Here is a 22445-nt window from a genome sequence, read left to right on the forward strand (position 1 = left end):
CGGAGACTTTCCATGACAATTTTTACACTCGCCCGGCGGGCGGTGGCCCTTCTTTTGCCCGTCACTTTGTTGTGGGGCGCGTTTGCGGGCGTTCAGGCCGAAATTCAGGGGCCGGCCAATGCCCTGGGCTTTCGCAATGCCAACCTGCTGCACCGCGCCGACCCTTGGGTCTACAAACACACCGACGGCTATTACTATTACATGTCGACGGTGCCGGAATTCGACCGGCTCGAATTGCGCAAGTCGCGCACGCTGAGCGGCGTCGGTAGCGCCGCGCCGGTGGTGATCTGGAACAAGCACGCCAGTGGCATCATGGGCGCCAATATCTGGGCGCCGGAAATCCATTTCATCAACAACAAGTGGTACGTGTATTTCACGGCGGGCGAATCGGGCAACGCCTTTAACGTGCGCTTGTATGCGCTGGAAAACAGTTCCGCCGACCCGAGCGCCGGCGCCTGGACCGAGGCCGGGCGCATTCACACCGCGTGGGACAGTTTTACGCTCGATGCGACCAGCTTCATGCACAACAACCTGCAATACCTGGTGTTTGCGCAAAAAGACCCCAACATCGCCGGCAACTCGAACTTGTATATCGCCCGCATGACCGACCCGCTGCACGTCGACACCGGCACCCAGGTCATGCTGACCAAGCCGGTGTTGAGCTGGGAGCAGCAAGGGCCGTGGGTCAACGAAGCCCCGGAGGTCATCAAGCGCAACGGCAAGATCTTCATTGCCTATTCCGCCAGCTCGTGCGACCCGCGCTACGTGATGGGCATGCTGAGCGCCGCCGATACCAGTAACTTGCTGTCGGCCGCCTCCTGGTCCAAGTCGGCGACGCCGGTGTTCCAGTCCAATCCGACGGCGAACGCCTACGGCCCCGGCCACAACGCCTTCGCGCAGTCGCCGGACGGTAGCGAAGACTACATCATTTACCACGCCTATTCCGACGCCACGGTGAATACCTGTTTCGGCGACCAGCGCAGCATGCGCATGCAGAAAATCGGTTGGAACACCGACGGTTCGCCCAACCTCGGCAAGCCGGTCTCGGCCGGCACCGTCCTGCCGCCGCCCTCGGGCGACAACCGCTTCGAAGCCGAGTATGCGGCACTCGGCGGCCAGGCCACTGTGATGTCGTACGCGAATGCGTCGCGGGGCAAGGATGTCGGCAACCTCAACGACGCCAACAGCTATGTGCGCTTCGACAACGTGAACGTGCCGGTGGCCGGCGCCTATGCCGTGTCGATGCGTTACGCCACCGGCGCCGGCGCGGCGGCCTCGCACAAGCTCAGCGTCAACGGCGGCGCCGCCAGCGTCGTCAACTATCCGGCCAGCGCCGGCTGGGGCAGCTTTGCCACGGCGGTGGCCCATGTCAACCTGAACGCCGGCGCCAACGCGCTCACGCTGAGTTTTAACGCCGGCGTCGCCGAAGTCGATTACGTCCAGGTCGATCCGATCCGCTATGAAGCCGAGGCGGCAAGCATCGTCAACGGCGGCGCGGTGAACGAGGCGTCGGCGTCGAACGGGGCGAAGGTTGGCAACCTCAACCTCGCCGGCAGCTATGTACAGTTCAACGTCAACGTTCCCACGGCCGGCACCTACACGCTAGCGGCGCGCTACGACAACGGTTCGGCGGCCAACAGCACCCATGCGGTCACGCTGAACGGCGGCGCGACAGCCTACACGCTGAATTATCCGTATTACGCCGGCGACACCTGGGCCAGCTACCGCACCACCTCGGTCGACGTGCCGCTCAACGCCGGCAACAACACGGTGCGCGTGGCCAAGGGAATCGGCTTTGCCGAACTGGACCGGATCGAACTGCGGGCGACGGTTCGCCACAACACCAAGTACCGCCTGACCAACCGCAGCAGCGGCAAGGTGCTCGACAACGCCGACTTCGGTACGACCGACGGCAACAACGTCCAGCAGTGGGAGGACCTGGGCAATACCGCACAGCGCTGGTTTGCCTACGACGTAGGCAATGGCTACTGGGAACTGGTGAACCAGGCCGGCGCCAAGGCGCTTCAGGTGGCCGGCAACACGACGGCCGACGGCGCCAACGTCGACATTGCCACCTACACCGGAGCGGCGAACCAGCAATGGAAACCCGTGTATGTCGGCGACGGCAGCTACAAGTTGATCGCCCGCCACAGCGGCAAGGCGCTGGACCTGGAGTCGGCGCTGCCGGCCAACGGCACGAATGTGCGGCAGTGGCCGGATAACGGCTTGGATGCGCAGAAATGGGTGTTGGAACAGGCGCCTTAAGCGCTAAAAGTCACATCGGACAGTTTGTTAAATAGGGCCGTGCGTCACGCAGGCGGCCCAGCATAAAGGAGACGTAACCATGGCTGTTTCTGTTGTTCGCAAAGGTTTTCTGGCGTTGTCGGCGCTCGCTTGCCTGTTCCCGATAGCGCCGCTGGCACAGGCCGCGTCGAGCACCTTCATCAATCCCGTCGGACCGGCGGGCGCGTCGTCGGCCGACCCCTTCGTGATGCGCCACACCGATGGCGCTTATTATTATGTCTTTACCTCGTGGGACAAATTGGAGATCACCAAGGCGTCGTCGCTGAGCGGTATCGGCGCCGGCAAGCGGGTCACGGCCTGGACGCCGCCGGCCGGCCCTTGCTATGGCATAAACTGTAATACGCAGTGGATCTGGGCGCCCGAGCTGAACTTCATTAACGGCAAGTGGTATCTGTATTTTTCCGCAGGCGACAACAACCATGTGAACCACCGGATCTGGGTTATTTCCAACGCCAGCGCCGATCCCACCACCGGCACCTGGAGCGCGCCGGTCAAGGTGGCCGACGCCAACGACAAATGGGCGATCGACCAGACGGTAATGAACATTAACGGCCAGCTGTACATGGCCTGGTCCGGCATGGGCGGGGCGAACGACGCCGCGCCGCAAGTGATCCGTATTGCCAAGATGGGCAGCCCGACCTCGCTCATCGGCGCCGGTACGGTGGTTAGCACGCCGACCTATGGCTGGGAAACCTCCGGCGCCCCCGTCAACGAGGGGCCGCAATTCCTCCTCCACGGCGGCAAGGTGCTGATGAGTTTTTCCGCCAGCTACTGCAATACCGATGACTACAAGCTGGGCATGCTGAGCGCCAACCTCGGCGCCGACCTGACGCTGGCGTCCAACTGGACTAAGTCCGCCACGCCGATTCTGGAAAAGGGCGCCGGGGCGTTCGGTCCCGGCCACAACAGTTTTGTGAAGTCGCCGGACGGCGCCGAGGACTGGGTCGTCTACCACGCCAACCCGGCGACGGGGCAGGGATGCGGCTTGTCGCGCACCACGCGGATTCAAAAGATCACCTGGAATGGCGACACGCCGGTAATCGGCGCGCCGAGCGTGCCCGGTACGCCGGTCGCGCGTCCCGCCGGGGAAGGCAACGCGACGATTCTTTATCGCCTGCGTAACGAGGCCAGCGGCAAGGTCATGAGTATCGACCGTTTGGCCAACCCGGCGAACGGCGCGGCGATCTGGCAGTGGGCCAATTTGAACAATTCGGATCAACTCTGGACGCTCGACCCGGCCGGAAGTGGATTCGTACAGTTCACGTCTAGCTTCAACGGCAATGTCGCCGATGTCTATAACTTCGGCACCGCGCCGGGCGTGCCCGTCAAATCCTATCCAGCCATCGGCGCCAGCAACCAGCAATGGCAGTTGCTACCAACCACGTCGCAGTATTTTTCCGTCAAAAACCGCCATAGCGGGCTGATGCTGGATAACAAGGACGGCAGCACCGCCGATGGTGGCGTGATCCAGCAATGGACCGGCAACGGCCTGGCTCCCCAGCGTTGGTTGCTTGAACGCGCGAATTAAAACAGTATGGCGCGGCTTGTCTTTCGGCGAAGACAAGCCGCGTATCAGCCGGGAGGGTTGGGATGTCTATGATTAAATGCGGGTGGGTCGGAGTGGCGGCGATCGCCGCGGTGGTGCTGGGCTATTACACCTTCGGTGAAACCAGTGCGCCCTCAAGCGTCGCTGCGGCGCCAGCCGCCATGGCGCAAACGGTCAAGTTCGGGGACGGCGGCCAGGCCGGCTGCGCCGCAGTTATACATGCAAGCCCGTTTGCGCGCGACAAAGCCAACTGCATCGCCGACGCCGCGCCGGCGCTGGTGGCGGAAAACGGCGACGCCAGGGAGTTGCACGCCAAAGTGAACCAGCTGCCGTCTTGCCAGGGACCTCAGCAAATAAACAATTTAACGCCGGCGTGCGTCAAGTTGAATGCTGGCGCGGCAAGCCTTGTCAGGCAGCTCGAAGCGCTGGTCGAGCAGGGCGACGCGGAGGCGAGGATGGCATTGTCCGACGTGGTGCGGCGCCAGCTAGGCACAAGGACGGCAAGCGGCGAGTATCTCGATGAGATTGAACGCGCCGAGGCGGTCTTGTTACGCATCGCCGCCAGCGGCGGTGTCGAATCCGAGAAGCGGATTGCCCGTCCCGGAAGCGCCGCGGCTGGACCGCGCTTCGCGAACTAGCGCGCCGGCCGGGCCGGCGCCGTCCTTACATCAGCAGCGCCGACACCAGGTCTTTTTTGCCTTCGCTGGCGCGGCCGTCGAACTGCAGCGCCGCCTCGACGTGGCTCAGGTGGTGCAGCATCAGGTGCGCCGCCTTGTCGGCGTCGCCGGCCTTGGCCGCTTCGAGGAAGTCGGTGTGCTCGTCGGACGAGCAGACCGCGTCGCGGTCCGACTGGTACAGCATGGTGATCAGCGAGCTGCGTCCGACCAGTTCGCGTACGATTTCCTTTAGCACTTGGTTGCCGACGACGTCGGCCAGCAGCACGTGGAAGTCGCCCAGCAGCTGCGAACGCACTTTCGTGCTGTCGCTGGAGAGCGCATTGCGTTCGGCCTTCAGGTGCCGTTCCAGCATCTTGTAGTCGGCCGGCTTGGCCTTGGCGACGAATTCGCGCGCCAGCGCCGTTTCAATAATGCGCCGCGCGGCGAAGATGTCGCGCGACTCGGTTTCGCTGGGCTGGCTGACGAAGGCGCCCTTGTCGGGGATGATGTTGATCAGCTTGTCTTTCGACAGGATCAGCAACGCCGCGCGGATCTTGGTCCGGCTGACCGAGTACAAGCGGCACAGCGCCTCTTCGCGCAGCTTGGTGCCGGGCGGCAGCTTGCGCGCCGCGATGGCCTCGGCGATGTCGTGGGCGATCTCGTTCGAACTGTCGCCTGTGCTCTGCTTTTCTTCGCTTGCTGCGTTGATGTTGGCCATAGAAATAGGACGATAAACCTTTGATGGATGGGCTGCCTCGGCTGACTGCTGTTTCCCAGCCGGCGCGGAACCCGGAAACGATGTCGTCATGATACATGGGCAACCATATATTTACTATGCCGCCGCCCGGCGCGCCGCTTAGCGTGGCACCGTTACATCGTTGGCCGTGCCGCCCAGCACCTCATACGGGTTCTTGCCCATCACTTCGCGCGAGGCGTCGGCCACCAGCTTGCGCAACCACTGCACCTCGGGCGCGCTGTGCGAGCGTTCGTGCCACAGCATGAAAAAGCGCATTTTCGGCATCGGCATGGGCATCGGCAGCACCGCGATCGGCCACTGGCGGCCGAAGTGCATGGCGAAGCAGTGGCTGGTGGTGAAGATCAGGTCGGTTTTCGCCAGCACGTAGGGCACCATGCCGAAGTAGGGAATGGTCATCTTGATCTGCCGCTTCATGCCTTGCTCGGCCAGCGCGCTGTCGATGATGCTGCGGTGGCCCATCATGTAGGGCGTCGGCGCCAGGTGCGCCATGTCCAGGTAGTACTTCAGCGACAGGCCCTTCTTGACGACCGGGTGCTCGCTGTTGAGCATGCACACCAGTTCGTCCTCGAACAGGTGCGCCAGGTGCAGGTGCTGCGGCTGCTCGGGCCAGTTGCCGATGACGATGTCGAGTTCGCCGCTTTCCAGCGCCGACGAGTAGTCGAAGCCGGCGTTGAGCGAGTGGATCACCAGGCCGGCGTGCGGCGCGCGCGCGCGCACCGTTTCCATGATCAGCGGGATCAGCAGCACGCTCAGGTAGTCCGGCGCGCCCAGGTGGAACACGCGCTGGGTCAGCGCCGGCGTGAAGTCGGGCGCCGGGTTGGCGATGCTTTCCATCACGCCCAGGCCCTGTTTGGCCAGCAGCAGCAATTCCTCGCCGCGCTCGGTCGGCGTCATGCCGCTTTTGCCGCCGACCAGGATCGGGTCGCCGGTGATGTCGCGCAGGCGGCGCAGCATGTTGCTCACCGCCGGCTGCGACTTGCCCAGCTTGAGCGCGGTGCGCGTGACGCTGCGTTCGGTCAGCAGCGTGTGCAGCACCCGCAGCAGGTTGGTGTCGAGGTGGTCGTTCTGGCGCGGGGCGGTAGAGCGTTGGGGGGAGGGCAGGATAGGCATGGATGCTTTCGGCGGGCCGTATGGGTGAGGCGGGGTGGCGCAGGCTTTGCAACAAAACCAAGGGCGTAAGCCCGGGGTCGGACCGGAAGGTCCGACCCCGGTTTGGCGCCGCCGGTGTGCTGTCAGCCGGCGGCGCGCGGGCGTTTACTTCGAGCCGGCGTCATGCCATTTGGCGATGATGTCGCGTTCCTGGTCCGTGATCTTGGTCAGGTTGCCGAGCGGCATGGCCTTTTGCAGCACCACCTGCTGGTAGATCAGCTGGGCGCTGGCCTTGGTCTGCTCCGCGGTCTCGAACATCAGACCCTTGGCGGCGGTCGGCATCAAGGTCGGCTTGGCGGAGTGGCACTGGATGCAGCGCGCCGTCATGACTTGCTGCACCGCGTCGATGCCGCCGGCCGGCGCGTCGGCCACGACCACGGCGCCGGCCTCGGTCGGGGTCGACGCTTCGGTCGCGGCCGCGCTCGACGCGTTGGCGGCGGCGGTTGGCGCTGCCACGGCGGCGGCCGGGGCGGCGTGCTGCTCGGCCGGCACGACGACGCCGGGCGGCGCGATCCAGGCGATCACGGCCACCAGCAGGGCGATCGCGGCGGTCGGGAACACCAGGTTGTTGACGCCCTTGTGGCGCATGATGAAGAACTGGCGGATCAGTACGCCGGCCACCATGATCGCCACCAGCACCGCCCAGTTGTACTTGTGGCTGTAGGTCATGCTGTAGTGGTTCGACAGCATCGCCAGCAGCACCGGCAGGGTGAAATAGGTGTTGTGCACGCTGCGCTGTTTGGCGCGCTGGCCGTGGATCGGGTCGACCGGCTCGCCGGCTTTCATCGAGGCGACGGTGGTGCGCTGGCCGGGAATGATCCAGAAGAACACGTTGGCGCTCATGATGCTGGCGACCATGGCGCCGACGATCAGGAAGGCGGCGCGGCCGGAGAACAGGTGGCAGGCCGCGTATGCCGCGCCGACCACCAGCAGCACCACCAGCACCGCCAGCAGTTTTTCCTGTTTGCGCAGGACGCGGCAGGCGCTGTCATACACCAGCCAGCCGCCGACCAGGAAGGCCAGCGCCAGGCCGACGGCGGTGGCCGGGCTGAGGTCGGCCACGCTCGGGTCGATCAGGAATACCTTCGGGTTGAACAGGTAGAGCACCGAGAACAGCGCAAAGCCCGACAGCCAGGTGCTGTACGACTCCCAGTAAAACCAGTGCAGGTCGTTGGGCAGGTCGCGCGGCGCGCCCAGGTATTTTTGCGGGTTGTAGAAGCCGCCGCCGTGCACGGCCCACAGCTCGCCGCCAACGCCTTTTTCCTTCAGTTCCGCGTCTTTCGGCGCGCGCAGGCTGTTGTCCAGCCAGACGAAGTAAAACGATGATCCAATCCACGCGATGGCGACGATCACATGTAGCCAACGCAGCAGCAGGTTGGCCCAATCCAGTAAATAACCTTCCATTTGTCTCTCTCTATTCTATGTGTTGTGTAAAAACGGTGCGCCGGGCGTGTCAGCTGCCGCGGTAGGTCGAGTAGCTCCACGGGCTGACGGTCAGCGGCACGTGGTAGTGGGCGCCGGCGTCGGCCACGCCGAAGCGCAGCGTAATGACGTCGAGGAAGTTCGGCTGCGGCAGCTCGACGCCGAGGGCGGCGAAGTAGGGGCCGATGTGGAACTCCAGCTCGTAGACGCCCACTTGCAGCGCGTCGCCCTCGAGCAGCGGACCGCCGCAACGGCCGTCCTGGTTGGTTTTGGTGCTGCACAGCTGCGTGCGGACGTTGTCGCTGATACGGTGCAGGTAAATCTGCACGTCGCTGCCCGGCCTGCCGTGCGCAGTGTCCAGAACGTGGGTGGTTAAACGGCCCATATGGTCTCCAAGGTGAGGGAGGCGCGTGACGCCTCGAAGTGGGAAGCCGCGCGGCGCCGGAAAGACCGGTTGCCGACAGCTCCTATATTCAATAGTTGTATACAATAAGTGTTGACAATATTAGGCGGCGTAGGCATCCTTGTCAACCTGGAATTGAGAGTTTCAATCAGGACGGCGCGGAAAATCCCGCCTTCAACCACACGGCAGCGAGCGACCTTCACCCCATGCAGAATTCACCGATTTATCCGCGCGACCTGGTCGGCTACGGCCGCGACGTCCCGCACGCCCGCTGGCCGGGCCAGGCCCGCATCGCGGTCCAGTTTGTCCTTAACTACGAGGAGGGCGGCGAAAGCTGCGTGCTGCACGGCGACGCCGGCTCCGAGCAATTCCTCTCCGAGATCGTCGGCGCCGCCGCGTACGAGGCGCGCCACATGTCGATGGAGTCGATGTACGAATACGGCTCGCGCGCCGGGGTCTGGCGCATCCTGCGCGAGTTCGAGCGGCGCGCCCTGCCGTTGACGGTGTTCGGCGTGGCGATGGCCTTGCAGCGCCACCCGGAGCTGACGGCGGCCTTCGTCGAGTTGGGCCACGAAATCGCCTGCCACGGCTGGCGCTGGATCCACTACCAGAACATGGACCGCGCCACCGAGCGCGAACACCTGCGCGCCGCCGTCGAGATTTTGCGCGACCTGACCGGCAGCGCGCCGTTGGGCTGGTACACCGGGCGCGACTCGCCGAACACGCGCGAACTGGTCGTCGAGCACGGCGGCTTCGCCTACGACTCCGATTACTACGGCGACGACCTGCCGTTCTGGACCGAGGTGGCGACGCCGCATGGCGCGGCGAAGGCGCACCTGGTGGTGCCGTACACGCTGGACTGCAACGACATGCGCTTCGCCACCGCGCAGGGCTTCAACACCGGCGAGCATTTTTACCAATATTTGAAGGACAGCTTCGACGTGCTGTACGCCGAGGGCGACCCGCGGGGGCAGGACGCGCCGAAGATGCTGTCGGTCGGCATGCACTGCCGGCTGCTGGGGCGGCCCGGCCGCTTCCGCGCGCTGCAGCGCTTCCTCGACTACGTGCAGGCGCACGACAAGGTGTGGATTTGCCGCCGCGTCGACATCGCCCAGCACTGGATTACCCACCACCCTCACCGGAAACCAGCATGACGACAAACTACTCCATGGCCGCGCTCAACAACATGAGCGTCGACGAATTCACCGCCGCGCTGGGCGCGATCTACGAGCACTCGCCGTGGGTGGCGCGGCGCGCCGCCGCGCAGCGCCCGTTCGCCGACCTGGGCGTGCTGCGCGATACGATGGCCGGCGTGGTGCGCAGCGCCACCGAGGCCGAGCGCCTGAAACTGATCCAGGCCCACCCGGAGTTGGCGGGGCAGGCGGCGGTGCGCGGCGAGTTGACGGAGGAGTCGACCCGCGAGCAAAAGGGCGCCGGGCTGGACCTGTGCAACGCCGACGAATACGACCGGCTGCACACGCTGAACCGGCGGTACAACGAGAAGTTCGGCTTTCCCTTCGTGGTCGCCGTCAAGGGCCACGACCGCCACAGCATCCTGGCGCTGTTCGCCGCGCGCCTGGAGAACGCGCCCGCCGACGAGGCGCGCGAGTGCATCGACCAGATCGTCAAGATCGGCGGCTTCCGCCTGGCCGCGACGGTGGCCTGCTAATACCGCCAGTTCAGCGTTCGTCGGTCGGATTAGCGTAACGTGTAAGCCGACGCCGGGCCGCCGCCGACGCCAGTCGGGTTACGCCCTGGTGGGCTAACCCGACTACGAAAATCCTCCATTTAGAGGATTTAGGGGAATTGAAGGGATTCATTCGGTTTTTTCGTATTTTTGAGTCTGTCAGACTCAAAACGGATAATTTTACTAGTCCATAAGGCACTGTAATTTCTTGCGCCGCGCAGCATACTGTTCGCACCCTTTAGCTCTGCTGCGAACACCCATGCTGACCATTTATAGCGACAAGCACCGCCTCCACCATGGCACCGAACTGAAAGACGGCGTCCTCCAACCCAGCGTCGAAATGCCGCGCCGGGCCGACACCGTGCTGGCGCGCATCGGTGCGGTCGGCCTTGGCGCCGTGGTCGGGCCGGCCGACTACGCGTCGTCCCTGTACAGCCCGGCGCACACGCCGCGTTACATTCGTTTCCTGGAAAACGCCTGGGCCGACTGGCTGGCCGTCGGGCGCAGGCACGACGCGCTGCCGCTGATCTGGCCGGTGCGCGACTTGCGCGCCGATGTCGAACCCGAGCACATCGACGGCAAGCCGGGCTTCTATTCGATGGGCGCCGGCGTGCCGATCACCGGCGGCACCTGGGAGGCGGTGCGCAGCAGCGCCAACCTGGCGCTGACCGGCGCGCGGGCGCTGGCCGACGGCGCGCGCGGCGCCTTCGCGCTGTGCCGCCCGCCGGGCCACCACGCCGCCGCCGAATACATGGGCGGCTGCCCGAGCTGGCGAAAATCCACCGCAAGGGCGTGACCGGCGACATCGCCTTCGACGCCAGGGGCGACATGCAACAGGGCACGTTGACGCTGTACACCTACAAACAGGGCAAGCGCCAATTGCTGGCCGTCACAAAATAGGCGTCGCCAGTATTGCCCGGCGCGCCGCCGGGCAGCCTTAGCCGGGCACCGGCAGCCGGCTCGACGACTTTGTTGCAGCAGGCGCAGGACGGTGCGGTCGGTGTCGTCCAGCTCGGGTTTGTGTTTTTTTTCCACTCATTATTTTTCACTGTCTGGTTGCGTGCTCGCCGCGGCGGCCCGCCGATCTGATCATCGAAGCGCGCGGCGCTGGGGCGGTGTCGATGCTTGAACTTTCGTCGCCCGCCGCTCCGGCCGGTTTGATATTTGGCAGGGAGGAGCGGGGCGATTCCAGCTACGCTTCGGTAGCGCCAACGCCGTAGTGGAGGGCGCATTCCGTGTGCACGCACCGATAGGGGAAACGCCCATGCCGAGCGCGATCGACTTTCCGCGCCGCCTCCACTTGGAGGACGGCATCGACGCGCGCGCGGTCCGGCGCGCGCTCAGGCGCGCCTATGCGCGCGAGCTGAAACTGATCGGCCACGACAACGCCGTTGCCGAATTCCACCAATTGCGCGAAGCCTACGACGCGGCCATGCTGTGGGTCGAACAGTACCGTGCCGCGCCGCCACCGCCGCCGTTTGGCGCCGGGCTTGCCGGCCTCGATCCGCGGCAAGCCGCTGCCGCCGTGCTGGAGCAATTGCTGTCCGCCGGCGGCGCGATTGCCGCCTGGGCCACGCCGGACGACGCCGGCTTGTGGCAGGCCGAGTTGCGGCGCAGCCTGGCCGACGAGCGCCTGTTGAACATTCACGCGCGCACCTTGTTTGAAAGCTTGCTCGCCGACTTGCTGGCCGCCGGCTGGCGGCCGGGCCACGAGGGCCTGTTCAACGCGGCCACCTTGGATTTCGGATGGCAGCACGACCGCCGCAGGCTGGCGGCGCTGGGCGACGCCGGCGTCTTGCTGAACCGGGCCATCGATGAAAAATACCTGTTCGACTTCCAGGCGGAGCCGGTGCGCGAGGCGCAGCGCGTTGTGCTGGCGCGGCTGCGCGGCGAGGCGACGCCGAGCCACGCCGAACTGGTGCGCTACCTGCCCGGCGCGGAAACCCTGGCGTTGCGCTTTCCGCACTGGCTGCAACTGCTTGCGCCGACGTCGGCGCTGCCGCGGTGGCGCTTGCTGGAGCGGCAGGTGCCGTCGTGGAAGCGCTGGTGTTATCGGCGGCTGTACCGCCTGACCGGCACGGAGGGCGTGCCGGCGCAGCGCGCCAGGGCGTCGTTTCCGGCGCTGTACGTGGTCGTCGCCATTGCCATTCTGGTCAGCGCGCTGGACGCGACCTTGCCGCCGCGCGCGGTGCCGACCGTGGCGTTTCCGCGCCACGGTCCGGTACAGTCGCCGCGCTACACGTCGCCGCCGTTTGTACCGCTCAGCGGCGAGCTGCTTGGCCGCATCAAGGACAAGATTCGCTACGCGCCGCCGGCGAACGCGCCCGGCACCGGCGTCGTCGCGTATGAAGTGGATTTAAAACTCGACGGTACCCTGTTCCGCCTGCGCAAAACGCAGGCTTCGCGCTACCTCGCCTTCGACCACGCGGTCGCCGCCGCGATCCGCGCGGCGCAGCCGTTCCCGGCCGAGGCCGAGCGCCGCCTGTCGGGTAAGTTCTGGTGGGGCAGGGACCCCGACGCGGTGCGCCGGACATCCGCGCCCGGGCGCAAAAGCGCGCCGCCGCCCGCCGCCAGTGCGCCCGCGCCGTCAGGCGAGCTGGCGCAGGCGGCCGGCGTCGTGCTGGTGCCGGAAGCGGCCATCGCCATGCCGGCGCCGGAAGCGGCCGCCGTCGTGCCGATGCCGCGGGCGCCGGTCGACGCCGGCCCGCTTGAGGGGCGTTAAAGCCGCGCTCGTATCTAGCGCGCCGCCGCCGCGGCGACAGCGTAATCCGACCGACGAAAATGGGTTGCCGCCGGCGCGTCCTAGAAAACCTTGCGGTAGTGGACGAACCCGGTTTTTTCGCCGATCTGGTTGTACAAGGTCATCGCGGTGTGGTTGGTTTCATGCGTTAGCCAGTACACCTTGGCGCAGCCCAGCTCGCGCGCTTCGCGGTAGACGTGTTCGATGAGCGCTTCGCCGACGCGCTGGCGCCGTGCCGACGGGCTCACGAACAGGTCTTGCAGATACATGGTGTTGGCCGTGGACCAAGAGGTGCGGTGCTCGATGAAATGCACCAGGCCGACCGCGACGCCGTCGACTTCGGCCAGCGCCGCGTGCATCGGTTCGTTGCCGTCCAGCAGGCGGCGGAAGGTCGTTTGCGTCGTCTCGTCGGGCAAGCTGGCTTCGTAGAAAACCAGGTAGCCGTCCCACAGCGTTTTCCAGCTGGCGTAATCGGCGGCGGTGAGGGCGCGAACGGTTGTTGCAGTCATCAAGTGTGCTCCTGTTGTGGCGTAATTGATCGTGGATGGATGAAACGCCCCCAGTATTACCGTGCAGTGGCCCTGTTACAATATCCAATTGACGGAATTTTTGGATATCCAATTACATGTTGCCGGTTCCCGAGCTTGACTTTGCCCTGTTGCTGCAGCGCGACAGCGATACGACGCTGACGGCGCAACTGATCGCCGAGCTGCGCGGCCGGGCCATGGCCGGCGCGCTGGTGGCCGGCCTGCGCTTGCCGTCCAGTCGGCGCCTGGCCGAGCAACTGGGCGTGTCGCGCACGGTGACGCAGGCGGCCTACGAACAGTTGGCGGCGGAGGGCTTGCTGGAATCGGTGCGCGGCGCCGGCAGCTTTATCGCCAACGACCTGGTGGCCAAGCGGGCGCAGCCCCTGGGCGCACCGGCCCGGCGGCGCGCCGGCGGCGCCGCGCCGGCGCCGGCCCCGATCGATTTCAAACCGGGCAACACGGACATCGGCTTCATCCAGGGCGACGCCTGGCGGCGCTGCTGGCGCCAGGCCTTGCGCGCCGGGATGAGCGGCAAGTACGCCGATCCGCGCGGCGACATCGCCTTGCGCGGCGCCATTTGCGCCTACCTGGCGCGCTCGCGCGGCTTTGCCTGCGACGCCGGCGACGTCTTCATCACCGGCAGTTCGGCCGACGCCCTGGACCTCGTTTGCGGCGCCGTGATGGCGCGCGGCGGCGCGGCGATGATGGAGGAGCCGGGCTATCCGCGCGCCCGCGCCGTCATCGCCAGCCACGGGCTGCGGCTGTGCGACGTCGGCGTCGACCGCGACGGCCTGCGCGTGGACAGTCTGCCGCGGGCGGCCGGCTCGCCGTGCATGGTGTATGTCACGCCGTCGCACCAATACCCGCTGGGCCACCGCATGTCGCTGGGCCGGCGCCAGGCGCTGCTCGATTGGGCCGGCCCGGCGGGTGGTTACGTCGTCGAGGACGACTACGACAGCGAGTTCCGCTTCGACGCGCTGCCGCTGCCGGCGCTGCGCAGCCTGGACGCGCAGCGCGTCATTTACATCGGCACCTTTTCCAAGGTGCTGACGCCGGAGATGCGGCTGGCCTACGTGGTGGTGCCGGCGGCGTTGCGCGAGCAGTTCATGGCGCGCCGGCTGATCCGCGGCGACCAGCCGGCGGCGATGCTGCAGGCGGCGGTGGCCGCCTTCGTCGACGCCGGCGAGCTGGAAAAGCACATTTGGCGCATGCGCCGCGTCTACGCCGGCAAGCGCGCGGCGTTGATGGCGAACCTGCGGCGCTTCGGCCTGCACGCCGACGTGCTCGGCACGGAGGCGGGCCTGCACACGGTGCTGGGCCTGGCCGACGGCGACGACGTGCCGGCCATCGTCGCCGCCTTGGCCGGCAAGGGCGTCCGCGTGGTGCCGCTGTCGCACTACTGCCGGGGCGCGCGCAAGCTGCCCGGCTTGGTGCTGGGCTATGGCGCCCTGAGCGTGGCCGAGATCGAGGCCGGCGTCAACCACATCGCCGCCGTCCTGCGGCAATGCCGGCAAGCCCGCATTCCAGGGTGACCACGCCGAACACCGTGAGCCGCGTTCCCGCCTTGTTCCCCGGCGCGCCGGCCCTGGCCGGCGTCTTCAGGGCGGCGTATTCGGCGGCCAATATGGCGTCCTAGTCGTTCACCGGGGCGCCGGTGTTGACGCCGGCTGCGGCGGCGCCGCTGCGAGGCTGCGCCAGTAGTCGCGCTCTATCCTGACCAGGTCGACCTCCCGGGCCGCCTCGTCGAAGGCCCGCCGCCGCCTCAAGCCCTCCGGCGTGTGCTGGAAGCAAACGTGCGCCGCGCGTTCCCCGAACAGATCTACGCAGGCTTAACTGTGATTTTTGTAGATGTTCGCGGCCGGGACAAGTACAGCGTGACCCAGGTCGCCAGCACGAAGGGCAGCGTGAAGTAGGGCAGGCCGAGCTTGCCAAGCGCGAGGCTGAAGGCGATTGCGCCCAGGCCGCCGAGTACGCGCGCGGCGCGGCCGCGCCGCTGCGCGCGCAAGCCCAGCACGGCCAGTACGCAGTTCACGCCCATGCCGGTGGCCTGCGCGGCGCTGCCGGCCTGCGGCCACAATTGGCCCAGCGTGAGCAGATACCAGGCCAGCGCGGCCGCCGCCATGGCCCAGGCGCCGTAGCGCCAGTCGTGCTGGCTGAGCGCCGCCAGCAGCAGCGCGCCGAGCGCAAGCGAGTCGATGAAGTTGATCTGGCCGATGACGCAGAAGGCGTAGCCGGCCAAGCCGCGGCCGCCGCCGCAACCGGCGCCGGCGGGCTGCGCCTGCAAGCCGGCGGCCGGGCCGAGCGCGGCCGCCGCCAGCATCAGCAGCACGAAGGGGGCGGTCAGCGCCGGCGCGCCGCCGCGGCGCAGGAACAAGTGGGTCGCGGCGGCGGTGGCGACGGCGCCGCCGGCGATCCACGCCAGCAGCGCCGGCGTCGGCTGGTACAGCGCGGCCAGCGCCGCGCCGCCGAGGGCGCCGTTGTAGGAGTACAGGCCTTGTTCGATGTCGGCGCCGGGCCGGCGCGCCGCGCAGGCGGCGGCGATGGCGCCGGCCGCGCCCAGCAGGCAGCCGAGCGCCATCGCCGGGCTGCTCAGCCACAGGCACAGCAGCAGCGCGGCACCGCTCAGCGGCGCCTGCTGGAAGTAGACCTGGGCGACGCTGGCCAGCAGCGCCGTCGGCAGGCGCGGCGCCGCCGCGGGCGCGGCGCCGGCCCGCGCCAGGCTGTTAGCCCCAGTGCGCAGGGACATTCGCGCCCTCTTGCGGCCAGACTTCGGCGATGCGCAGCAGGTTGGTGGTGCCGGGTTGGCCGAAGGGCATGCCGGCGGCGATGGCGACCTGGTCGCCGGCCTTGGCGAAGGCTTCCTTGAGCGCGGTGCGACAGGCAACCGAGACCATTTCGTCGACGTTGTGGACGTCGCTGCCGACGGTCGAGTGGACGCCCCAGACCAGCGCGAGGCGGCGCGCGGTGGCGATTTTCGGCGTGATGCTGAGGATCGGCGCGGACGGCCGCTCGCGCGCGGCGCGCAGGCTGGTGTGGCCCGAGGTGGTGTAGGTGACGGTGGCGACCGCGCCGACGATCTGCGTCACGCTGCGCAGCGCCGCGCAGATGGCGTCGCCCTTGTTCGACAGCGGCGGCACGTGCTGGGCGTCGATGATGTCGCGGTAGAGCGGGTCTTTTTCGACTTCGTTGATGATGCGGTTCATCATCGTCACCGCCTCCACCGGGTAGGCGCCGCTGGCCGATTCGGCCGACAGCATGACGGCGTCGGCGCCGTCGTAGATGGCGCTGGCGACGTCGGACGCCTCGGCGCGGGTCGGCACCGGCGCGGTGATCATCGATTCGAGCATCTGCGTGGCGATGACGACCGGCACGCCGTGCGCGCGGCAGCTGCGCAGGATGCGCTTTTGCGCGCCCGGCACCTGCTCCGGCGGCAGTTCCACGCCGAGGTCGCCGCGCGCGACCATGACCGCGTCGGAGGCTTGCACGATGGCGTCGAGTTGCAGCAGCGCCGCCGGTTTTTCCAGCTTCGAGAGCACGCCGGCGCGCTGGCCGATCAGCGCGCGCGCCTCGATCACGTCTTCCGGGCGCTGGACGAACGACAGCGCGATCCAGTCGGCGCCCATGTCGAGCGCGAAGGCCAGGTCGCGCCGGTCTTTCACCGTCAGCGCCGGGATCGGCAGCACCGCGTCGGGCACGTTGACGCCCTTGCGGTCGGACAGTACGCCGCCGTTGACGACGCGGGTGCGGATGCTGCCGGCGTCGCTGTCGAGCACTTGCAGGCGCAGCTTGCCGTCGTCCAGCAGCAGCGACTGGCCGGCCGTGATGACGGCGAACAGTTCCGGGTGCGGCAGGCAGATGCGCTGCTGGTTGCCCGGCGCGGGGTCGTTGTCGAGGGTGAACTCGTCGTCCGTCTTCAGGGTGATTTTGCCGTCCTCGAACTGGCCGATGCGCAGTTTCGGACCCTGCATGTCGGCCAGCACGGCGATCGGCCGGCCGACCGCGCGTTCGATGTCGCGCACGATGTTGTAGCGGGCCTGGTGGTCGGCGTGGGTGCCGTGGCTGAAATTGAAACGGAAGACGTCGGCACCGGCTTCGAACAGGGCCAGGATGGTGGCGCGGTCGGAACTGGCGGGGCCTAGGGTGGCGACGATTTTTGCTTGGCGGAGACGGCGCATGGTGGTTTTTCGATCTTGAAGAGGGTGGGGCGGGGTGCTAAGTTGGCGCGATGTCGTAGGTCGGGTAAGCCGGCACGCGCCGCTACGGACCAGGTCGGATTACGCTAGGCTCATCCGACCTACGACACGCCAAGGCGATTTACAAAATCAGGATGGCGCGGAAGTCGTTGACGTTGGTGCGGGTCGGGCCGCTGACGATCAGGTCGTCGAGCGCCAGGAAGAAGCCGTAGCCGTCGTTGTTCTCCAGCATATTTTTGGCGCGGATGTCCTGGCGTTCGGCGCGCTGCACCGAGTCCGGGCCGTACAGCGCGCCGGCGTTGTCTTCGGAGCCGTCGATGCCGTCGGTGTCGCAGGCCAGCGCGTAGATGTCCGGGTGGCCCTCCAGCGCCACCGCGAGGCTGAGCAGGAACTCGGCGTTGCGTCCGCCGCGGCCGCTGCCGCGCACGGTGACGGTGGTCTCGCCGCCCGACAGCACCAGGCAGGGCCGCGTGAACGGCTGGCCGCGGCCGTGGATTTGTTTGGCCAGCGCGGCGTGCACGATGGCGACGTCGCGTGCTTCGCCTTCGATGCCGTCGGACAGGATGTGGGCGGTGACGCCGGCCGCGCGCGCGGTCTGCGCGGCCGCCTCCAGCGCGTCCTGGGCGATGGCGATGATGTGCTGCTCGTTGCGGGCGAAGCGCGGGTCGTCGGAACCCGGGGTGGCGCCGGCGTCGCTCTTCAGGTGTTCTTCGATGTTGGCGGGCACCGCGATGGCGTATTTGTTGAGGATCGCCAGCGCCTGCTCGCAGGTGGTGTCGTCGGGCAGGGTCGGACCGCTGGCGATGGTGCCGGCGTCGTCGCCCGGCACGTCGGAGATCAGCAGCGTGACCACGCGGGCCGGCGCGCACGCCAGGCCGAGGCGGCCGCCCTTGATGGCCGACAGGTGCTTGCGCACGCAATTCATTTCGCTGATGGCGGCGCCGCTTTTCAGCAGCGCCTTGTTGATCGCCTGCTTCTGCGCCAGCGTGATGCCGGGCGCCGGCAGCGCCAGCAGCGAGGAGCCGCCGCCGGTGATCAGGCAGATCACCAGGTCGTTTTCGCTCAGGCCCTGGACCATGTCGAGGATGCGCTGCGCGGCCGCCTGGCCGGCTTCGTCCGGCACCGGATGGGACGCCTCGACCACCTCGATGCGCTTGCAGTCGGCGCCGTGGCCGTAACGGGTTACGACCAGGCCGCTCAATTCGCCCTGCCAGTTGTCCTCGACAACCTTGGCCATGGCGGCCGCGCCCTTGCCGGCGCCGATGACCAGCGTGCGGCCGTTGACCGGCGGTGTTGGCAGGAAGGCGGGCAGGCACTTGGCGGCGCTGACGGCGTCGACGGCGCTGTCGTAGACGCTGCGTAAAAATTGTTTTGGATTGGTGGGTGTCATTGGATGTCTCTCGGTTCTGGTTGCGCACGCGGCGCGGGTCGGGATGGACCGCGGGTCGTCGCCCGACCCGCGGTTCTACCCTCTGCCGTTACGCTTCGGCGATTTGGTGGTTCGACATGATTTCGATCGCCCGGCACAGCGCCGAGTGGTCCATGCCGCCCAGGCCGTGGGCGGCGCAGGAGTTCATCAGTTCCTGCGCGGTGGCGGTGTTCGGCAGCGAGATGCCGAGCGTCTTGGCGCCTTGCAGGGCCAGGTTCAAGTCCTTCTGGTGCAGCTCGATGCGGAAGCCCGGGTTGAAGGTGCGCTTGACCATGCGCTCGCCGTGCACTTCCAGAATGCGCGAGGCGGCGAAACCGCCCATCAGCGCCTGGCGCACCTTGGCCGGGTCGGCGCCGGCCTTGGAGGCGAACAGCAGCGCTTCGGCGACGGCCTGGATGTTCAGCGCGACGATGATCTGGTTGGCCACCTTGGTGGTCTGGCCGTCGCCGTTGGCGCCGACCAGGGTGATGTTCTTGCCCATCAGTTCGAACAGCGGCAGCGCCTTGTCGAACGCCGCCTGCGGGCCGCCGACCATGATCGTCAGCGAGGCCGCCTTGGCGCCCACTTCGCCGCCGGAAACCGGGGCGTCGAGGTAGTCGCATTTGAGGGCGTTGATGCGCTTGGCGAATTCCTTGGTGGCCATCGGCGAGATCGAGCTCATGTCGATGACGATCTTGCCTTCGGTGAGGCCGGCGGCGACGCCGTTCTCGCCGAACAGCACGGCGTCGACGTGCGGCGTGTCGGGCACCATGACGATGATGATGTCGGCGCGTTTCGCCACTTCGGCGCCGGAGGTGCAGACGGTGGCGCCGCCTTCGATCAGGCTGAAGGGCGGGTTCTTCTGGTCGAACAGGTACAGTTTATGGTCGCCGCGCTGCAGGTTTTCCGCCATTGGGGCGCCCATGATGCCGAGACCGATAAAGCCAATTTTTGCCATGATAATTCTCCTGAATATTGATGTGAAATTAAACGCCGCGTTTACAGACCGTGCGCGGCGCGCCAGCCCAGACCGTCGACGGTGCCGGCGCGCGGTTTGTATTCGCAGCCGATCCAGCCCTGGTAGCCGATCTCGTCGAGCAGCGTGAACAGGAAGCGGTAGTTGATTTCGCCGGTGCCCGGTTCGAAGCGGCCCGGATTGTCGGCCAGTTGCACGTGGCCGATGCTGGCCAGGTTGGCCTTGATCGTGTTGGCCAGTTCGCCCTCCATCCTTTGCATGTGGTAGATGTCGTACTGCACAAAGATGTTGTCCGAACCGGTGGCGGCGATCAGCTCCAGCGCCTGCGCCGTGCCCGACAGGAAGAAGCCGGGAATGTCGAAGGTGTTGATCGGCTCGACCAGCAGGCGGATGCCGGCCTGCTTCAGTTTGCCGGCGGCGTAGGCCAGGTTGGCGACCAGGGTCGCCTGCGCCTGTTCGCGGCTGACGCCCGGCGGCAGGATGCCGACCAGGCAGTTGACCTGCTTGACGCGCAGCGCGGTGGCGTAGGCGATCGCGCTGTCGACGCCTTCCTTGAATTCCTCGACCCGGTCCGGGTGGCAGGCGATGCCGCGCTCGCCGCGTTCCCAGTTGCCGGCCGGCAGGTTGTGCAGCACCAGCTCGAGGCGGTGGGTTTCCAGCTGGGCGGCGATGTCCGCGGCCGGATAAGCGTAGGGGAAGAGGAACTCCACGCCCTTGAAGCCGGCTTTCGCGGCCGCCTCGAAGCGCTCCATGAAGGGCACTTCGTTGAACAGCATGGTCAGATTGGCTGCCAGTTTTGTCATGATGCTTCCTTCGATTAATCGAGCAGGGAGATGGCGGTCGGGGCGTCCAGCTTGTCCTTGGCCAGGTCTTCGAATTCGTTGATGTTGTTGATCTCGGTGCCCATCGAGATATTCGTCACGCGTTCCAGGATGATCTCGACGATCACCGGCACGCTGTGCAGCTTGGCCAGGGCGCGCGCCTCTTGCAGCGCCGGCAGGATGCCTTCCGGCGTGGTCACGCGGATCGCCTTGCAACCGAGGCCTTCGGCGACGGCGACGTGGTCGACGCCATAGCCGTTCAACTCGGGCGCGTTGATGTTCTCGAACGCCAGTTGCACGCAGAAGTCCATGTCGAAGCCGCGCTGCGACTGGCGGATCAGGCCCAGGTAGGAGTTGTTGACGACCACCTGGATGTACGGCAGCTTGAATTGCGCGCCGACGGCCAGTTCCTCGATCATGAACTGGAAGTCGTAGTCGCCCGAAATGCCGACCACTTCGCGGCTCGGATCGGCGGCGACGACGCCCAGCGCGGCGGGAATGGTCCAGCCCAGCGGGCCGGCCTGGCCGCAGTTGATCCAGTTGCGCGGCTCGTAGACGTGCAGGAACTGCGCGGCGGCGATCTGCGACAGGCCGATGGTGGTGACGTAGCGGGTGCTGCGGCCGAACACCTTGTTCATTTCCTCGTAGACGCGCTGCGGTTTGACCGGCACGTTTTCAAAGTGGGTGCGGCGTTGCAGCGTGCGCTTGCGTTCCTGGCATTCGGCGACCCAGGCGCTGCGGTCCTTCAGCTTGCCGGCGGCCTTCCATTCCTTGGCCACTTCGATGAACAGTTTCAGCGCCAAGCCGGCGTCGGAGACGATGCCGTAGTCGGGGCCGAAGACGCGGCCGATTTGCGTCGGTTCGATGTCGATGTGGACGAACTTGCGGTCCTTGGTGAACACTTCGACCGAGCCGGTGTGGCGGTTGGCCCAGCGGTTGCCGATGCCCATCGCGAAGTCGGACGCCAGCATCGTGGCGTTGCCGTAGCGGTGGCTGGTTTGCAGGCCGACCATGCCGACCATCAAAGGGTGGTCGTCGGGGATCGTGCCCCAGCCCATCAGCGTCGGGATCACCGGCACGCCGGTGAGTTCGGCGAATTCCACCAGGTATTCGGAGGCGTTGGCGTTGATGATGCCGCCGCCGGCGGTCAGCAATGGACGCTCGGCCTCGTTCAGCATCGTCAGGGCTTTTTCGATCTGGGCGCGGCTGGCGGCCGGCTTGTAGATCGGCAGCGGCTCGTAGGTGTCCGGGTCGAATTCGATTTCGCCCATCTGCACGTCGAACGGCAGGTCGATCAGCACCGGGCCGGGACGGCCGGAGCGCATCAGGTGGCAGGCTTGCTGGAACACGCGCGGCACCAGCGCCGGTTCGCGCACGGTGACGGCCCATTTGGTGACCGGCTTGGCGATCGACTCGATGTCGACGGCCTGGAAATCCTCTTTGTACAGACGGGCGCGCGGCGCCTGGCCGGTGATGCAAAGGATAGGGATGGAATCGGCCTGGGCCGAGTACAGGCCGGTGATCATGTCGGTGCCGGCCGGGCCGGAGGTGCCGATGCAGATGCCGATGTTGCCGGCGGCGGCGCGGGTGTAACCCTCGGCCATGTGGGCGGCGCCTTCGACGTGGCGCGCCAGGATGTGCTTCAGGGTGCCGCGTTTTTTCATCGCCGCGTAGAACGGGTTGATCGCCGCGCCCGGAATGCCGAACGCCTGGGTCATGCCTTCTTTTTCAAGGACGTAAATTGCTGCTTCTGCCGCCGTCATTTTTGCCATGGTGGTATCTCCTGTTGTGAATGCTTTTCGATGAAATACATCGTAAGGCGAAACTTATAGTTTGATAAGGGGACAAAAAATCGT

The 22445-nt window shown here is 66.6% G+C and carries 19 protein-coding genes and 1 pseudogene; 9 read left to right on the forward strand and 11 right to left on the reverse strand.

Annotation, left to right across the window (positions count from 1 at the left end; translation table 11 throughout):
* The first annotated feature begins 12 nt into the window (after positions 1 to 12).
* From JANGC3_RS31115 to JANGC3_RS0101200, 3 genes are all read left to right on the forward strand, one after another.
* Entirely contained in the window at positions 13 to 2265 is a 2253-nt protein-coding gene (locus JANGC3_RS31115) for a family 43 glycosylhydrolase (RefSeq protein WP_081611724.1), read from the forward strand.
* 79 nt (positions 2266 to 2344) lie between these two features.
* Positions 2345 to 3832: a family 43 glycosylhydrolase gene (locus tag JANGC3_RS0101195; protein ID WP_081611725.1), complete on the forward strand. Its 1488-nt coding sequence runs from the start codon at positions 2345 to 2347 to the stop codon at positions 3830 to 3832.
* Positions 3833 to 3894: 62 nt separating this feature from the next.
* Positions 3895 to 4488: a hypothetical protein gene (locus JANGC3_RS0101200; RefSeq protein ID WP_157406399.1), complete on the forward strand. Its 594-nt coding sequence runs from the start codon at positions 3895 to 3897 to the stop codon at positions 4486 to 4488.
* Between the two features lie 25 nt (positions 4489 to 4513).
* On the opposite strand, the gene JANGC3_RS0101205 is transcribed toward JANGC3_RS0101200, so the two are convergent.
* From JANGC3_RS0101205 to uraH, 4 genes are all read right to left on the reverse strand, one after another.
* Positions 4514 to 5224 carry a GntR family transcriptional regulator gene (locus JANGC3_RS0101205; protein ID WP_017874651.1) on the reverse strand — a complete coding sequence of 237 codons (711 nt, stop codon included), beginning with the start codon at positions 5222 to 5224 and terminating at the stop codon, positions 4514 to 4516.
* 138 nt (positions 5225 to 5362) lie between these two features.
* The gene (locus JANGC3_RS0101210) at positions 5363 to 6373 is read right to left on the reverse strand and encodes a LysR family transcriptional regulator (RefSeq protein WP_017874652.1); all 1011 of its coding nucleotides are present in this window, start codon (positions 6371 to 6373) and stop codon (positions 5363 to 5365) included.
* A gap of 144 nt (positions 6374 to 6517) precedes the next feature.
* The gene (locus tag JANGC3_RS0101215; RefSeq protein ID WP_017874653.1) at positions 6518 to 7816 is read right to left on the reverse strand and encodes a urate hydroxylase PuuD; all 1299 of its coding nucleotides are present in this window, start codon (positions 7814 to 7816) and stop codon (positions 6518 to 6520) included.
* 49 nt (positions 7817 to 7865) lie between these two features.
* Positions 7866 to 8219, reverse strand: coding sequence for a hydroxyisourate hydrolase (gene uraH, locus JANGC3_RS0101220; RefSeq protein WP_017874654.1), 354 nt, complete (start codon positions 8217 to 8219; stop codon positions 7866 to 7868).
* 224 nt (positions 8220 to 8443) lie between these two features.
* On the opposite strand from uraH, the gene puuE reads away from it, so the two are divergent.
* The 5 genes and pseudogenes from puuE (at position 8444) to JANGC3_RS30515 (ending at position 12646) form a co-directional block, all read left to right on the forward strand.
* Complete coding sequence (gene puuE / locus JANGC3_RS0101225) at positions 8444 to 9391, forward strand: allantoinase PuuE (RefSeq protein ID WP_017874655.1); 948 nt, start codon at positions 8444 to 8446, stop codon at positions 9389 to 9391.
* Entirely contained in the window at positions 9388 to 9906 is a 519-nt protein-coding gene (gene uraD / locus JANGC3_RS0101230; protein ID WP_017874656.1) for a 2-oxo-4-hydroxy-4-carboxy-5-ureidoimidazoline decarboxylase, read from the forward strand. The genes puuE and uraD overlap by 4 nt, the downstream gene beginning before the upstream one ends.
* A gap of 358 nt (positions 9907 to 10264) precedes the next feature.
* Complete coding sequence (locus JANGC3_RS28045) at positions 10265 to 10720, forward strand: hypothetical protein (RefSeq protein ID WP_269746261.1); 456 nt, start codon at positions 10265 to 10267, stop codon at positions 10718 to 10720.
* Positions 10684 to 10824, forward strand: a pseudogene (locus tag JANGC3_RS31120) (branched-chain amino acid ABC transporter substrate-binding protein); the annotation flags it as partial. The gene JANGC3_RS28045 and the pseudogene JANGC3_RS31120, both read left to right, overlap by 37 nt.
* A gap of 364 nt (positions 10825 to 11188) precedes the next feature.
* Positions 11189 to 12646, forward strand: a complete 1458-nt coding sequence (locus JANGC3_RS30515) for a TonB C-terminal domain-containing protein (protein WP_017874659.1) — start codon at positions 11189 to 11191, stop codon at positions 12644 to 12646.
* An 80-nt stretch (positions 12647 to 12726) separates the two neighbouring features.
* Here the strand turns inward: JANGC3_RS30515 and JANGC3_RS0101250 are convergent, their stop codons facing one another.
* Positions 12727 to 13173 (reverse strand): GNAT family N-acetyltransferase, encoded by a 447-nt coding sequence (locus JANGC3_RS0101250; RefSeq protein ID WP_017874660.1) that lies wholly within the window; start codon positions 13171 to 13173, stop codon positions 12727 to 12729.
* Positions 13174 to 13289: 116 nt separating this feature from the next.
* On the opposite strand from JANGC3_RS0101250, the gene pdxR reads away from it, so the two are divergent.
* Entirely contained in the window at positions 13290 to 14723 is a 1434-nt protein-coding gene (pdxR, locus tag JANGC3_RS28055) for a MocR-like pyridoxine biosynthesis transcription factor PdxR (protein ID WP_017874661.1), read from the forward strand.
* A 287-nt stretch (positions 14724 to 15010) separates the two neighbouring features.
* On the opposite strand, the gene JANGC3_RS0101265 is transcribed toward pdxR, so the two are convergent.
* From JANGC3_RS0101265 to gcl, 6 genes are all read right to left on the reverse strand, one after another.
* A complete protein-coding gene (locus JANGC3_RS0101265) occupies positions 15011 to 15937 on the reverse strand; it encodes an urea transporter (RefSeq protein ID WP_017874663.1) in 927 nt (308 codons plus the stop codon).
* A complete protein-coding gene (pyk, locus tag JANGC3_RS0101270; protein ID WP_017874664.1) occupies positions 15915 to 17366 on the reverse strand; it encodes a pyruvate kinase in 1452 nt (483 codons plus the stop codon). The genes JANGC3_RS0101265 and pyk overlap by 23 nt, the downstream gene beginning before the upstream one ends.
* Positions 17367 to 17505: 139 nt before the next feature.
* On the reverse strand, positions 17506 to 18774 hold the full coding sequence (locus JANGC3_RS0101275) for a glycerate kinase type-2 family protein (RefSeq protein ID WP_017874665.1): 1269 nt from the start codon (positions 18772 to 18774) through the stop codon (positions 17506 to 17508).
* Between the two features lie 88 nt (positions 18775 to 18862).
* A complete protein-coding gene (locus JANGC3_RS0101280) occupies positions 18863 to 19750 on the reverse strand; it encodes a 2-hydroxy-3-oxopropionate reductase (protein WP_017874666.1) in 888 nt (295 codons plus the stop codon).
* A gap of 41 nt (positions 19751 to 19791) precedes the next feature.
* On the reverse strand, positions 19792 to 20571 hold the full coding sequence (gene hyi / locus JANGC3_RS0101285) for a hydroxypyruvate isomerase (RefSeq protein ID WP_017874667.1): 780 nt from the start codon (positions 20569 to 20571) through the stop codon (positions 19792 to 19794).
* A gap of 14 nt (positions 20572 to 20585) precedes the next feature.
* The gene (gene gcl, locus JANGC3_RS0101290; RefSeq protein ID WP_026132393.1) at positions 20586 to 22361 is read right to left on the reverse strand and encodes a glyoxylate carboligase; all 1776 of its coding nucleotides are present in this window, start codon (positions 22359 to 22361) and stop codon (positions 20586 to 20588) included.
* Positions 22362 to 22445 lie beyond the last annotated feature (84 nt).

This window comes from Janthinobacterium sp. CG3 (assembly GCF_000344615.1).
Classification (GTDB): domain Bacteria; phylum Pseudomonadota; class Gammaproteobacteria; order Burkholderiales; family Burkholderiaceae_D; genus Janthinobacterium.